At 37.1% G+C, this 12,738-nt stretch carries 14 protein-coding genes and 2 pseudogenes; 7 read left to right on the forward strand and 9 right to left on the reverse strand.

Translation table 11 applies throughout. From position 1 onward, the window contains the following. Positions 1 to 3 precede the first annotated feature (3 nt). The 5 genes from J655_RS15645 to ispH all read right to left on the reverse strand — a co-directional run bounded on the left by J655_RS15645 (position 4) and on the right by ispH (position 3,958). The gene (locus J655_RS15645) at positions 4 to 813 is read right to left on the reverse strand and encodes a PilX N-terminal domain-containing pilus assembly protein (RefSeq protein WP_017481716.1); all 810 of its coding nucleotides are present in this window, start codon (positions 811 to 813) and stop codon (positions 4 to 6) included. Then, positions 810 to 1,811 carry a PilW family protein gene (locus J655_RS15650; protein ID WP_032052645.1) on the reverse strand — a complete coding sequence of 334 codons (1,002 nt, stop codon included), beginning with the start codon at positions 1,809 to 1,811 and terminating at the stop codon, positions 810 to 812. Before J655_RS15650 ends, J655_RS15645 begins: the two co-directional genes overlap by 4 nt. Beyond that, a complete protein-coding gene (pilV, locus tag J655_RS15655) occupies positions 1,811 to 2,371 on the reverse strand; it encodes a type IV pilus modification protein PilV (protein WP_078219781.1) in 561 nt (186 codons plus the stop codon). Before pilV ends, J655_RS15650 begins: the two co-directional genes overlap by 1 nt. Further along, a complete protein-coding gene (locus J655_RS0104575) occupies positions 2,365 to 2,838 on the reverse strand; it encodes a pilus assembly FimT family protein (protein WP_005067119.1) in 474 nt (157 codons plus the stop codon). The genes pilV and J655_RS0104575 overlap by 7 nt, the downstream gene beginning before the upstream one ends. Positions 2,839 to 3,007: 169 nt before the next feature. After that, a complete protein-coding gene (ispH, locus tag J655_RS15660) occupies positions 3,008 to 3,958 on the reverse strand; it encodes a 4-hydroxy-3-methylbut-2-enyl diphosphate reductase (protein WP_032006348.1) in 951 nt (316 codons plus the stop codon). 122 nt (positions 3,959 to 4,080) lie between these two features. Between ispH and gmk the strand changes: the two genes are divergently transcribed. From gmk to J655_RS15680, 5 genes and pseudogenes are all read left to right on the forward strand, one after another. Beyond that, positions 4,081 to 4,710, forward strand: coding sequence for a guanylate kinase (gene gmk, locus J655_RS15665; RefSeq protein ID WP_005804544.1), 630 nt, complete (start codon positions 4,081 to 4,083; stop codon positions 4,708 to 4,710). Positions 4,711 to 4,782: 72 nt separating this feature from the next. After that, positions 4,783 to 5,061 carry a DNA-directed RNA polymerase subunit omega gene (rpoZ, locus tag J655_RS15670; RefSeq protein WP_002116990.1) on the forward strand — a complete coding sequence of 93 codons (279 nt, stop codon included), beginning with the start codon at positions 4,783 to 4,785 and terminating at the stop codon, positions 5,059 to 5,061. A 38-nt stretch (positions 5,062 to 5,099) separates the two neighbouring features. Next, positions 5,100 to 5,254 (forward strand): annotated as a pseudogene (locus J655_RS25170) (hypothetical protein). A gap of 15 nt (positions 5,255 to 5,269) precedes the next feature. Further along, positions 5,270 to 7,375 (forward strand): RelA/SpoT family protein, encoded by a 2,106-nt coding sequence (locus tag J655_RS15675; RefSeq protein WP_002116807.1) that lies wholly within the window; start codon positions 5,270 to 5,272, stop codon positions 7,373 to 7,375. 146 nt (positions 7,376 to 7,521) lie between these two features. Then, positions 7,522 to 7,905 carry a RidA family protein gene (locus J655_RS15680; protein WP_002116996.1) on the forward strand — a complete coding sequence of 128 codons (384 nt, stop codon included), beginning with the start codon at positions 7,522 to 7,524 and terminating at the stop codon, positions 7,903 to 7,905. Here the strand turns inward: J655_RS15680 and J655_RS25175 are convergent. After that, positions 7,895 to 8,022 (reverse strand): annotated as a pseudogene (locus tag J655_RS25175) (hypothetical protein). The gene J655_RS15680 and the pseudogene J655_RS25175 overlap by 11 nt on opposite strands. A gap of 102 nt (positions 8,023 to 8,124) precedes the next feature. Here J655_RS25175 and J655_RS15685 point away from each other — a divergent pair. Both J655_RS15685 and bfr read left to right on the forward strand, forming a co-directional pair. Further along, entirely contained in the window at positions 8,125 to 8,319 is a 195-nt protein-coding gene (locus J655_RS15685) for a bacterioferritin-associated ferredoxin (RefSeq protein ID WP_000289091.1), read from the forward strand. Between the two features lie 243 nt (positions 8,320 to 8,562). After that, positions 8,563 to 9,027 (forward strand): heteropolymeric bacterioferritin subunit Bfr, encoded by a 465-nt coding sequence (bfr, locus tag J655_RS15690; protein WP_032006355.1) that lies wholly within the window; start codon positions 8,563 to 8,565, stop codon positions 9,025 to 9,027. 42 nt (positions 9,028 to 9,069) lie between these two features. Here bfr and J655_RS15695 read toward each other — a convergent pair whose 3' ends face one another. The 3 genes from J655_RS15695 to J655_RS15705 all read right to left on the reverse strand — a co-directional run bounded on the left by J655_RS15695 (position 9,070) and on the right by J655_RS15705 (position 12,592). Continuing rightward, positions 9,070 to 10,698: a PglL family O-oligosaccharyltransferase gene (locus J655_RS15695; protein WP_032052646.1), complete on the reverse strand. Its 1,629-nt coding sequence runs from the start codon at positions 10,696 to 10,698 to the stop codon at positions 9,070 to 9,072. A gap of 104 nt (positions 10,699 to 10,802) precedes the next feature. Beyond that, positions 10,803 to 12,116, reverse strand: coding sequence for an O-antigen ligase family protein (locus J655_RS15700; RefSeq protein WP_032006358.1), 1,314 nt, complete (start codon positions 12,114 to 12,116; stop codon positions 10,803 to 10,805). Positions 12,117 to 12,172: 56 nt separating this feature from the next. Then, positions 12,173 to 12,592 (reverse strand): pilin, encoded by a 420-nt coding sequence (locus tag J655_RS15705; protein WP_005804539.1) that lies wholly within the window; start codon positions 12,590 to 12,592, stop codon positions 12,173 to 12,175. Positions 12,593 to 12,738: the final 146 nt, after the last annotated feature.

Genomic DNA, 12,738 nt, shown 5'->3' on the forward strand with positions numbered 1-12,738 from the left:
CCGTTATGAACCTGGTGCCGTAATTTGAGTGAGTTTATTGGTATAGTTAAATTCTTGAACTTGAGTACTAAAAGGCACGTTATGATTTGCCAAACACTCCGCCAATGTTTGTTTAGCCGTTAATGCGGTATCAAAATTGTCGCTAATTTTTGCTGCACTCGTGCTTAAGCAATCTCTTTGTAAAGTTTCAATAGAGGTAGATGCATAGGCTGGCAAAAAAGCAGTTGTAATCACCCGAATACGTTGCGTAGACAACATGCTTTTAGGTAGTTGCGTACCTTCCGAGGTGTTTGTTCCTCGTGGTAAATTTGAACCTGGAATATCGTTAGCAGCATCTGTTGGAACACTTACAGCAACTTGGGTAACCACTGCTTGACGATTACTTCCATAGTCAGTTGTTAAATTGCAGAAACCCGCCACTCCGCCATCTTCGACAACCGCATTATTGGCACTTCCTGCTCGAAGTAAACTTGCGCCTCTAGTCTGAGCAAAATTTGTTGATGTAGAAACAGGCTTATAACAAAAATTGTATTCTGCACCTGGGTTACTTTCATGCTCTTTAAGCGCGGCACCAATCACATTAGTAATATTAGTTAGGGTGGTAGGATTCATCTGCACAATGAGTTCTAAAGGAGTGTCAGATGACTGAAAATTTAATTGGCTAACTTGGCTATTGGTAGCAACTTTTAAAGAAACAATAGCCACTCTTATTGCTAAAACGCCTACAGAAATAACAATCAATAAAATAATAAGCACAACAATAAGGGTTGCCCCTTTTTCCTTAGATCTACTCTTATGAATTAAATGGGTCATAGACTTTCCCCCATCGCGTTGCGTAGAGCAATTGTTAAGTTATAAGTGCGGCGTAAGAATCGAGTTGTATTATCAGAAGCATGCACGGTTTGATCTAACATAAAAAAAGATTGCTCAGGATCTATTGCTTTGCTTTGGGCATTATTAGTAGAGCGCGCTAATACAGATATTTGTATTGAAAGAATTCGTGGCGGCATCACAGATGGTGTGGCATCTCGGGCAGCCTGTGCAGCAGCGCGATATTGGGGAATGGTATAATAAGCAAAATTGCCAGCCGCATTTTTTGCACCAAACAGCACATGGAAATGATCAATACGCGGCAATACAATTTGACCAGCGTCGCCTAACCCAGCAACAGTGGTCGGTTGAGCTGTGGCTACAGTAGAGGGAGTATTTGCATCACATGCAAGTGCATAATCTTGCTGGGAACTACCATTGCTATCCAGACGTAAAAAATAACGCTCTACAATTAAGTCACCTGCAAGTACATTTACACCTTCACAATTGGTCATATTCGTAGGTGCAATAAATTGGATAGTCAGCTGATCACTTTGCACAGCAGCATTTGAAGTGTTCTGTATATTTGAAAGACCTTTCCAGTGATTACTCACAGCACTCACCGTATCACCTGCACCACGACTAAGTAATGTGTCAGCAATATAGGTATTTGTTCCAACGTTAGGGACAAAATTAACATTGTTGTTATTGGTTGCAGTTGAACCAGTTAATACAACACCGCCCCAAGGGGTCGTATCAGTTAATATTGGGTTGGTTACATTTCCATAATTTAGAAGGCGTATATCACGGGCAATATATTCCAAGCCAAAAATACCGCTATCTTGTATTTCAGCATTTGCTTTTTGTAGACGGCTTGATAGAAGTCCACCAATAAATAATTGAGTCGCCGCGGCTACTAAAATTAGACCTAAAGCCAATGCAACCATCAGCTCAATTAATGTAAAGCCTCGTTGTTTCCATAATACAAATGAGTGAGCCATTAATATGCCTCCATCATTAAACAGTTCGAATTATTGACATAAACGCCATTTGTACTCATACAGCTCGACACATCCGCGCTCGTGACTCCCTCATTTGTTGTAATTACTGGAGCGGTTTTTCCCCAAAAAACAAACAAACATTGCCTCTGCTGGGCCATTGTGCTTGTAACCCCTGGGCAATTTGTCATTGTAATTTTCATGCCAAGTTGATCAGCATTTCTTGCTGCTTGATATGCATCAAATTGGGCAAGCTGAGAAGGTGTACAAGCTGCATTGAAACACAACGTAGGAGCTGCGGTGGTAGATGAATAATTGCTATAACTACGGACAAATGCGGGATACTGACTAGCTTGAGAACTATTTACGCGAATGTTTTCTGCTAATCCTCTCATGATCATAATCGCTTGAGATTTGCTTAATGCCTCTGAAGAAGCATCCATAGCACGGACTTGCAAGGCAACATATCCTAAAACCCCTATCGCAATTAAAATTAAGGCAACCAACACTTCTAATAAACCCACCCCAACTTGAGCCTTTTGTTTAGAGCCCTGCATTAACATGTCTCCTCAGCTTTAAAAATTAATGTGCCAAGCTTTGTTAAAATAAGAATTTTCTTTTTATTTATTTTTGAATTACAGATAGATAAAAGTGTGTCTTGGGTAATATTAGTTATCACCCCATTCGCATTAAAAGTTAAAGTCGTCGCTGTTAACGAACTCTGCGTACCATCAGCAGCGATATTTTTAAGCTCAAGACTGTTATTGGAATCAGCTTTCCAATTCAAGGAAGTGGGAGTATTTAAAGCTGTTGAATTCAGATTAATAGAAACGTCTTGTCGACCAAGTATGGCTTGGCTCTTTGCTTCCGATAAAGTATTGATTAGATCTCGTTGGTTTCCATCTAGTCGTTTGCTTTCTAATAAATTCGACATAGATGGTGCAGCCATCATCGCGATAATAGCCATGACCGCAATCGTCACCATAAGCTCTACCAAGGTGAACCCGTCTTGCGGAATAATTCCCCTCATCCCCACACCCCAAATAAACTTTAAAATTTTTTATTTATTAATTAAATTTTACGTCTTATGTTTACAAAACAAATACAAAGCAGATAAAGGGTATAAAAAAACAGATAACTGTCATATCAACAATTATCTGTTTAACTTTTTAAAATCAGTATGTTAAATACATCACACTTTACGCTTGAGTCACATGAATGCGTAATTCTTTAGGAAGACTAAAGGTTATGTTCTCTTCACGCCCATCTAATTCTTTCGGCGCTTGAGCACCCCAATCTTGTAAACGTTGAATCACTTGTTTAATCAAAATTTCTGGCGCAGAGGCGCCAGCTGTAACACCAATTTTACACGTTTCATTAAACCATGACTGCTCTAACTGATCAGCATTATCTACAAGGTAAGCGGCTTTACCCATACGCTCTGCAAGCTCACGTAATCGATTTGAATTTGATGAGTTAGGTGAACCTACAACTAAAACCACATCACACTTCTCAGCTAAATCACGTACAGCATCTTGTCTGTTTTGAGTAGCGTAGCAAATGTCATCTTTACGCGGACCCTGAATATGCGGAAATTTTGCACGCAAAGCATCAATAACTTTAGCTGTATCATCAATAGAAAGCGTTGTTTGAGTTACAAATGCAAGTTTTTCAGGATGTCGTACGGTAAGTGCGGCGACATCTTCTTCATCTTCAACCAGATAAATATTACCGCCTTTTAATTTGTCATATTGCCCCATTGTGCCTTCGACTTCTGGGTGCCCTTCATGACCAATTAAAATAGCTTCAGTACCTTCACGCGCATATTTAGTCACTTCAATATGAACTTTTGTCACTAAAGGACAAGTCGCATCGAAAACTTTTAAGCCTCTGCGTTCAGCTTCTTGTTGAACTGCTTTTGAAACACCGTGCGCACTAAAAATTACAATTGAATCATCTGGAACCTGATCTAGTTCATCAACAAAAACGGCCCCTCTTTGACGCAAGTCATCTACCACAAATTTATTGTGTACAACTTCATGACGTACATAAATAGGAGGATTGAAACATTCTAAAGCCCGATTGACGATTGCTATGGCTCGATCAACACCGGCACAAAAACCACGCGGATTAGCTAACACAATTTCCATAACAGCCTCAAAATTAATAAAACAGGGGAATTTCTCTTGAATATTTGCAATTAAAACTATTCAGTTTAAACGCACGGTACACTACAATAGCGAAGATATTTTATCATATCAGGAAAAATATCATGTCGGGTCTATTGTTTGTCGTTTCTGCTGCATCAGGAACGGGCAAAACATCTTTGGTAAAAGCCCTGCTTGACCGTGTGAGCAATTTACATGTTTCAGTCTCGCATACAACCCGAGGTCAACGTCCCGGTGAGTTAGATGGTGTTCACTATCACTTCACTACAAAAGATGAATTTCTAGACCAAGTTAACCATGATGGATTTATCGAATACGCTGAAGTATTTGGTAACTACTATGGCACTTCTCAAGCTACGGTAAAACAACAGCTAGCTCAAGGACACGATGTCTTACTTGAAATTGATTGGCAAGGTGCAGAACAAGTACGCAAACTTTTCCCTGAATCCAAACAAATATTCATTTTACCCCCAACTCAATTTGATCTACGTCAGCGTTTATCTAATCGCGGCACTGACTCAGTTGAAGTCATTGAGCATCGTTTAAGCTGTGCAGTTGAAGATATGCAGCATTACACGAACTTTGACTACATCATTATCAATGATGATTTTAATAAAGCCTTACATGAGCTTGAAGCTGTGATTACAGCGAACCGTTTGGTGCTATCGCAGCAAGCAAAACGTCATCAAGCTTTAATTCAGGACTTGATTACTCCTCAACCAAAACAGGAATAACTTGAGTCTAGATCGAAAGCCTTTTATACTATTTAGTCTGTTCAAATTTACCATTCCAGAACGAGAACTTTTATGGCACGCGTCACCGTTGAAGATTGTTTAGATCATGTAGACAACCGTTTTGAGCTTGTGCTCGTTGCAAGTAAACGTGCTCGTCAATTGGCACGTCAAGGCATGGAGCCAACTGTAGAATGGGATAACGACAAACCGACTGTAGTTTCTTTGCGCGAAATCGCGGCAGGGCACGTTACTAAAGAAATTCTTAAACAACGTGAGCAAGATTATCAAACTTCTAGTCTTGATCTTGCCCTTTCTACAAACAGCTTGAATTTAGAAGGTTTTTCTTTCTAATTCACTCTGTTTCATAAAAAAACCATCGTTTTTCTGCGATGGTTTTTTATTTGGCTTTGCGCCATATTCAAACATATTGGGAAAAGCAATTATTTTCATTGAAAAAAAATACACTTTTTCAAATGAAAAAATTGACAAGTTCCGCAATATGCTTTTCATTAAGAAGCAGATAGATTTAGTTTTTCAGCAATAGGAAAAAGGGTGATTTATGCCAGGCGAAGAGGTCAGCCAAGCCAAGCAACAGCTCAAATTAATTATCGACCCTTACTTATCGGTAAGCGAAGTCGAAAAAGTGCTTGCTGCCTGCGATTTTGCCGATCTAGCGCATACTGGCATTACACGTAAAAGTGGCGAACCCTATATTTTGCATCCGATTGCGGTAAGCTGCATTCTTGCAAACATGCGTTTAGATGCTGAAACTTTAATGGCAGCACTTTTGCATGATGTTATTGAAGATACTCAATATACAAAAGAAGATATTATTGAGAAATTTGGCTTAACAGTTGCAGAGCTAGTTGATGGTGTAACCAAACTTAGCCAATCAAGCGATAAAGAATATAACAAGGCAGCTTCATTCCGAAAAATCTTGCAAGCGACCTTACAAGATCCACGTGTCATCATTATTAAATTAGCAGATCGCTATCATAATATGACCACTCTAGGTGCTCTACGTCCAGATAAACGTGCCCGCATCGCTCAAGAAACTTTTGATATATTTGTACCGATGGCAAGATTAGTCGGCATGAATGAAATGGGCGATAATCTAGAGAATCTCTGTTATCAAAACCTTGATCTAGATATGTTTGATAACGTTCAAAATGCTTTGCTTCAAACAAAGCCAGAACGCTGTAAATATCAAAGTATTTGGGAACAAAACCTCGCTGAACTTCTGCATAATTATCATATTCAAGGCCGTATTAAAAAGAAAAATAACAATATCGAATTATTACGCCATTTCGTTAAAAACGAGATGGATCTCCAAGAGCTTACCCATAGTCATGCTTTTGAAATTGTTCTACAAAGCATTGCCGACTGTGACCGCTTAGAAGAAGCATTAAGAGAAAACTTTCAGGTTATCCAGTATCAGGACCATATTCGTCGCCCATTACCCGGCGGTAATCAGTCTTTACTGATAAAGCTTAAAGGCGAAAAAACAACTCTATCTCTTACCATTCAAACCGAGCTCATGCGTAAAGCTGCCCGTTTTGGGGTGGTTTTAGGTGAAAATGCACCGCAAACTTGCCGCTCTGCCATTCAGGCTTCAATGCAGAACTTAAATACATTGATTGACGGCGAATGTGCTAAAACAACTTTTAATGATTTGCTGGATTACCTACATCAAGAAAAAATCTGGGTATATACGCCCCATGGCCAACTGCATGAGCTACCGCAAGGCGCTACCGTAGTTGATTTTGCTTATTCAGCAAGTTTATTTTTAGGTAACCACGCAGTTGGCGCAAAAGTCGATGGTGAGATTAAACCACTTTCCACCCCATTAGTTAGCGGTCAGGTTATCGAGATTATTACGGATGTTTTGGCAACACCAAATCCAGACTGGCTAAGTTTTATTAATACGCAGAAAGCTCGTCGTGCATTACAGCATGTACTAAAAGATCAAGATATCGAAGAACAACGTCTAGTTGGTGCACAAGCCCTTTCTCGTGCACTGAAACTCTTTAATCGTTCAATCAATGATCTTTCTGAAGCTGATTGGCTAGATCTATTGCAATGGCGTCACATTGATAATAAAAATACATTGTTTGAACAAATTGCGGTTGGTGATTTACTACCTCAGCTTGTAGCAAACCACCTGTTTGCTCATGATAAACATCCGCAAGTAGAAAACTCAGATCGACTTATTCAAAGTACTGAAGGGGTCGACGTTAAATATGCACACTGTTGCAATCCAATTTTAGGCGATCCAATTCAAGGACATTTAACGCGTCGCGGGTTAATTGTGCATCGCATTCGCTGTCATAACTTACTACATGAACAACATCTACACCCTGAAAATATTATGCCGCTTCAATGGAAAGCAGATGATGTAGATGATGTCCGCTTTACAGCCTACCTTGCTATTTATATGGCGATGAATGATGAACAAGTATCAGATCTGATTTATCAATGCCGTAAAAACAATGCTGGGGTAGAGATGGTTCACTCAAATGAGCAAAGAACTTTTGTGAATATTGTAGTGAATAACCGTAAGCACATTGCAAAAGTCATCCGTGATTTACGCATGCACTATGGTTTCCCACGTATTGAACGTTTAGATGCCCCTGCTCCACAAATGGAAATTTCAAAAGTAAGTTAAATTTTTATAGAAACTATTGGTTATAAATTTTTGTTTCCTTAACAAAATCAAACTTTCCAAATTCACTTAATCAATTAAATCGATGATACTTTTGTCCAAAGCTATCATCGATTATGATGGAAATAGATTTAATCAAGGAGAACCAAATGTCCCGCCAAGTCATTCATACTGAAAATGCCCCTGCTGCTATCGGCACATACTCTCAAGCTATTTTAGTAGACAATACGCTATATCTTTCAGGGCAAATTGGTTTAGACCCATACAGTATGGAACTTGTAGAAGGTATCGAAGCTCAAATTCGCCGTGTATTTGATAATTTAAAAGCAGTTTGTGAAGCTGCTGGTGGTTCACTTGCAGATATTGCTAAGCTCAATATTTTTTTAACTGATCTATCAAATTTCCAACTCGTAAACCAAATTATGGGTGAATATTTTGCTCAGCCCTACCCTGCACGTGCAGCTCTTGGTGTAGCAAGCTTGCCAAAAGGCGCACTAGTGGAAATGGACGGAATTGTAATTATTAATCAATAAGATATAAATTTTCAAACTATCCAATTTTAAATATTTAGTTTTTAAAAAACGAACCACCTTGGCATAAAAATCTAAATTCTTTTTAGATTTCCGCTTAGGTGGTATTTTTTTATCCAAAATCCCAATAATGATAAATGAGATTTTAAATGAATTTCATTGACAAACGATAATAATTATCAATAATATCAATTATCGCATTTATATCTGGGGATCACTCCCATGTACGTTTGCTTGTGTCGTGGCATTACCGATCAGGATATTAAAGACGCTATTGAAAATGGCGCTGAAAGCTATCGTGAAATTCGCGATTTGCTTGATCTTGGTACATGCTGTGGACGCTGTGCACCAGAAGCTCGCGCTATTATTAGCGAAGAATTAGCAGAAATCGCTGCTCGCATTTCTGTAGCTGCATAATAAAAATTAATATTTAACAAAATTTATTGACTCCTCCACCGCTTTTTGCGGAACCTTTATAGTTCCTCATTCAAGCGGTTTTTTTTGACATAAAAACCTCCTTTTTAATATTGTGTTGTTTTTGATTGCGATTTTCATTTGCTGTTCCATAAATTACTCGCCATCTCCATGATTGTTCACTAAAATGGATTTATAGATTGCCTTAATTAAGTTTGAGGCAGAAATTGTTTTGGAGTAGCTACAATGAAAGGCAATCGTGATGTCATTAATCAGCTTAACCAAGTGCTGTATCATCATTTAACTGCAATTAATCAATACTTTTTACATTCACGCATGTTTAATGACTGGGGAATTGAGCAGCTTGGCTCTGCTGAATATAAAGAATCAATTCGTCAAATGAAGTATGCAGATAAAATCATTGAACGTATTTTATTTTTAGAAGGACTACCTAACCTTCAACATTTAGGTAAGCTTTATATTGGTCAACACACAGAAGAAGTTCTGCACTGTGACATTCGTAAAGTAAAAGAAAATATAGAAGCAATTCAAAAAGCGGTTGCTTTAGCTGAAACAGAGCAAGATTATGTCACTCGTGACCTTGTTCAAGAAATTCTAGAAAAAGAAGAAGAGTACTGGGACTGGCTAGATACTCAAATTGATCTTATTGGCAATGTTGGTATTGAAAATTATATCCAGAGCCAAATGTAATTTCTCATAAAAAAATCCCCTTATACTTAAGGGGATTTTTTATTACTTCTCTTTTAGTAATTCCGATAGCGTTATTTTTTGCTTATAAAGATGTTGCAAAATAAATATTTGCTGCTGTGCCTGTTCTACTTTCCCGTTGTAAGCGAGCAATTTTGCGTATTTACGTAAGTTATATGGAGTAGGCTTATTCTTTATAAAATTTTCCCATTCAACCAAATCACCTTCAGATAAAATATTTTGGGGATTAAGTTCTATCCAACTTAAACGCTGCTCAAACTGTGTTAAAACAAAAATTTTACTACTTCCCATAAATTCAGCGTTTGGACGCTTATTATTAAAAAGCAAATTACTATTCAAAACATAGACATTGTAATCACGTAGAATTGCAATGATAAGCAATAAACTTACAACCCATGATAAGCGAAAAAGATGTTTGTTGAGGATAATTCCCTTAAGTACAGTAGTTTGTGCTTGTACAATACCCAGTAGGAATCCACAAGTAAGTAAGAAATAAGCATAGCGCTGTGGAAACTCTAACATGGCATGAATAAGCACTGTACAGACCATCATAATCGCTATAATCGAGATGGTATTTTTAGCCTGTTGATTTAACCAAATAAACCAGCAAGCAAAGTAGGTAATGATTACAGCACCCAAGGGAATACCATTCCAGATAATTAAATCAAGCAGTACATTATGTGCACTGGTAGTCCACTCTCCTGTTGGGAAAGCATGGTAAACTGTCATTTGTGCCACGCTGGTTTGATTCCAACCATAACCTAACCAAGGGTGCTGCTGTACAGCAAGCAACATTTGTGACCAGATATTAAAACGCAAATACCCAGAGCTTGCTCTTTCAACCAAACTACTTGCTTCGGTTACATCAGTACTTGACCATGCTTCAATTAAATTAGTAGCAAATGGTAGAATCATACCAGCCATTACGAAAAAACCGGCGCACCACAAAAAACCTTGAAAAACTCCAAATCTTTTTTGTTTCCCAAATTGTTTAACTATCCAATAGATGAATAAGAATGGAAAAACGATCCATGATGTTCGTGATTGACTTAGAGCAATTGTGAACAAAATAATCAGTGCTGAAGGTAATAACAACCAAAGTGTTACCTTATTCTTTTCATATAAGTATAAACATCCTAACAACCCAATAATTAAGAAGGTTGCCATGTTGTTGGGTTGACCAAAATTTCCGTAAGGACGGTTACCAATCAGATGAAGGGTATAAATTAAATGTGATTCAATATTCAACCATTGAAAAATTGCTATAAGACTAGTTAATAGCGATGTAATAATTACTAATAAACTAAAACCTGAAAAAATTTGATCTCTCTTTTTTTGATCTAAAGATAGGTTGTAGCCAGCCAAGACCATAAACCAAAAACCTAATAAGTAAAATGTACTTAATAAAGCCGTACTTAAATCAAAAACTAAACCAAAGCCCCACTGCACAATAGGAATTAAAGTAAATGGTAGCAACAATATCTGTGCTCTAGGAATTTTAATATTATGTTGAAGTAAAGCAATTAATACACATAGCCCAGCCCCAAAAGTACTGACTTCACTTGAGAACATGACCCACGGGCTGTAGTGAAATGGAGACAACCATGCAAAACCCAACAGGATTGCAGCGAAGAACAGAAAGAATACTTGCATAGTGAGAGGCTAGAGACCAAAACTTGTGGGAATTATACATGGAAGCCTAAAAGAAAATGTATGAACTCCTTATGAAAAGATCTTGATAAAATGTACTTCAAAAGTTAAGGAATTTGTGAAGCTGGTACTAAGTGCTCAGCAGCACCATAAAACCAAAAATTTGGCGCCATTCTTCCAATATAACTACCACAACCCCAACACATTAAATCTTGTCCTAAATACATGATCGTAATGTAAAAAAATAAAGACCCCCATAAAGCAATTAGTAGTTTTGTAGCTCTATAAGGATATTTCAAATATTCTTTAGACTGCTCCGGCTGAGAAAAAGCAAATACTAAAAATAATATACAGGCCATTTGTGAAGCGGGATAAACCATACTTCCTGAGAACATCGCATCAACTAAAATTGCAATTAAGCCAGCTTTCGTAATAGGTAAAGCATCCTTATCTCGAAATAACTTAACAACTTGATATATCATCCAAACTAAAAAAATACACCCAACTATTCCCCATTCAAAAATTAACCTTAAATATAAATTATGTATGTGATGTCCATATTTATATTGGATTTCTGAGAGATATCCTCCCCCAACTCCAGACCATGGCTTTTCTTTCCATTGCTCAAAAACAAAACTCCACATCTCTGCACGCATGGATGTCCCCACTCTCATTACGGTCATGGTATTTTTATCAGCGAAATAAATCGTAGTTTTATAAACTACAAAAGCAAAAAAAATGTAAATACAGCTTTGCAAAATGAGCTTTCGATTTTCTCGAGAGTAGATAACGAAAACTAACAATCCTGTCGCTACAGCAAGTAAAGCGGATCTGGCTCCATCAAAAAACCATGCTAGAGCAAAAAAGAAACTAGCAAATGGATAAAAGTAATGAATATATGGATACTTTTTATTTTTTAAAAAAATTAGAAAAAAGAATATAGGCACGATAATACTGTCATAAATTCGGATCGTGCCAGAGTTAAATTGCCAATCAAACCATTGTTTATATAAAATAAAATTAGCGATAGAGATGCAAATAAATAAACATGGAATAAATGCTGAAACAACGATCAATGCTAAGCCATGTTCTATATTTTTTACATTCTTTAAATCATATGGCAAAGCAGAAAATATAAATAGTAATGCTATCGCAGACCAAAGTTCTTGAAACTGAAAAATGCTATAAGTTGTTATCTGTATAGCAATTAATAAACCAATCAGAAAAAAAGTAATTTGAGTGGAAATTGAATATTCTATTTTTTTTGTAAAAATCAAAATTAACAAAGCACATAGTGCCAATGGAAACTGTAATAAACGAAGTTCATCATATTGGAAAACTGACCAACCAATTTGATAACCTAATAATGCTGTAATGAGATAAATTCCTATTAGTAGGAACATTATATTTTTTTTCAACATATTTATTTTCTTCAATAAAAAAAGAGAGGTAGCAACCTCTCTTTTTTATTGGAATATTAAGATTGTGGGCACGATTTTGGAGCTAAATCTTTTTTATCATTATCTAGCCCAGATGTAGCACAAGACCAAGTACCAGCTTTATTTCTTGTCCAAGTAATAGTTGCTCCACGAACTTGAGAAGGCGCATTTAATACTGCACATGCAATAGTACCTGCACCTGCTGTCATTGTCGAAGTAATAGTACAATTAGAAGTTGTGCCTTGTAGACCGATATCTGTCGGTAATGTCCAATCTGAACCATCATTAATTTTTTGTTCAGCAGCGGCTTTACCAGCAGAAATTTCTGACAAACCAGCTGTTAATTTACCTCGTGCCTGATAATTACTATAAGCAGGAATCGCGATTGCTGCCAAAATACCAATAATGGCAACTACGATCATGAGTTCGATTAATGTAAAACCTTTTTGTGCATTCATAGCCTTTTCCCCAAAGATTGTATGTATGTTTTTATATAAGCTTTTTCAGCTATTAACTATATTGCAGCATCCATGCCAACTTTTATTTTAATTAAAAAACAAATACTTATATTAAATTCAACTATTCTTAAATATTAAACAGGTGT

This window comes from Acinetobacter sp. 1294243 (assembly GCF_000588015.1).
GTDB classification, from domain to species: domain Bacteria; phylum Pseudomonadota; class Gammaproteobacteria; order Pseudomonadales; family Moraxellaceae; genus Acinetobacter; species Acinetobacter pittii.

What these genes read in the sequence shown, in the direction of transcription:
- bfr (WP_032006355.1), top strand. Translation starts at nt 8,563, where the DNA reads ATGAAAGGCAATCGTGATGTCATTAATCAGCTTAACCAAGTGCTGTAT.
- pilV (WP_078219781.1), bottom strand. Translation starts at nt 2,371, where the DNA reads ATGTTAATGCAGGGCTCTAAACAAAAGGCTCAAGTTGGGGTGGGTTTA.
- ispH (WP_032006348.1), bottom strand. Translation starts at nt 3,958, where the DNA reads ATGGAAATTGTGTTAGCTAATCCGCGTGGTTTTTGTGCCGGTGTTGAT.
- J655_RS15645 (WP_017481716.1), bottom strand. Translation starts at nt 813, where the DNA reads ATGACCCATTTAATTCATAAGAGTAGATCTAAGGAAAAAGGGGCAACC.
- J655_RS15705 (WP_005804539.1), bottom strand. Translation starts at nt 12,592, where the DNA reads ATGAATGCACAAAAAGGTTTTACATTAATCGAACTCATGATCGTAGTT.
- J655_RS15675 (WP_002116807.1), top strand. Translation starts at nt 5,270, where the DNA reads ATGCCAGGCGAAGAGGTCAGCCAAGCCAAGCAACAGCTCAAATTAATT.
- J655_RS0104575 (WP_005067119.1), bottom strand. Translation starts at nt 2,838, where the DNA reads ATGAGGGGAATTATTCCGCAAGACGGGTTCACCTTGGTAGAGCTTATG.
- J655_RS15650 (WP_032052645.1), bottom strand. Translation starts at nt 1,811, where the DNA reads ATGGCTCACTCATTTGTATTATGGAAACAACGAGGCTTTACATTAATT.
- J655_RS15685 (WP_000289091.1), top strand. Translation starts at nt 8,125, where the DNA reads ATGTACGTTTGCTTGTGTCGTGGCATTACCGATCAGGATATTAAAGAC.
- J655_RS15700 (WP_032006358.1), bottom strand. Translation starts at nt 12,116, where the DNA reads ATGTTGAAAAAAAATATAATGTTCCTACTAATAGGAATTTATCTCATT.
- gmk (WP_005804544.1), top strand. Translation starts at nt 4,081, where the DNA reads ATGTCGGGTCTATTGTTTGTCGTTTCTGCTGCATCAGGAACGGGCAAA.
- J655_RS15695 (WP_032052646.1), bottom strand. Translation starts at nt 10,698, where the DNA reads ATGCAAGTATTCTTTCTGTTCTTCGCTGCAATCCTGTTGGGTTTTGCA.
- rpoZ (WP_002116990.1), top strand. Translation starts at nt 4,783, where the DNA reads ATGGCACGCGTCACCGTTGAAGATTGTTTAGATCATGTAGACAACCGT.
- J655_RS15680 (WP_002116996.1), top strand. Translation starts at nt 7,522, where the DNA reads ATGTCCCGCCAAGTCATTCATACTGAAAATGCCCCTGCTGCTATCGGC.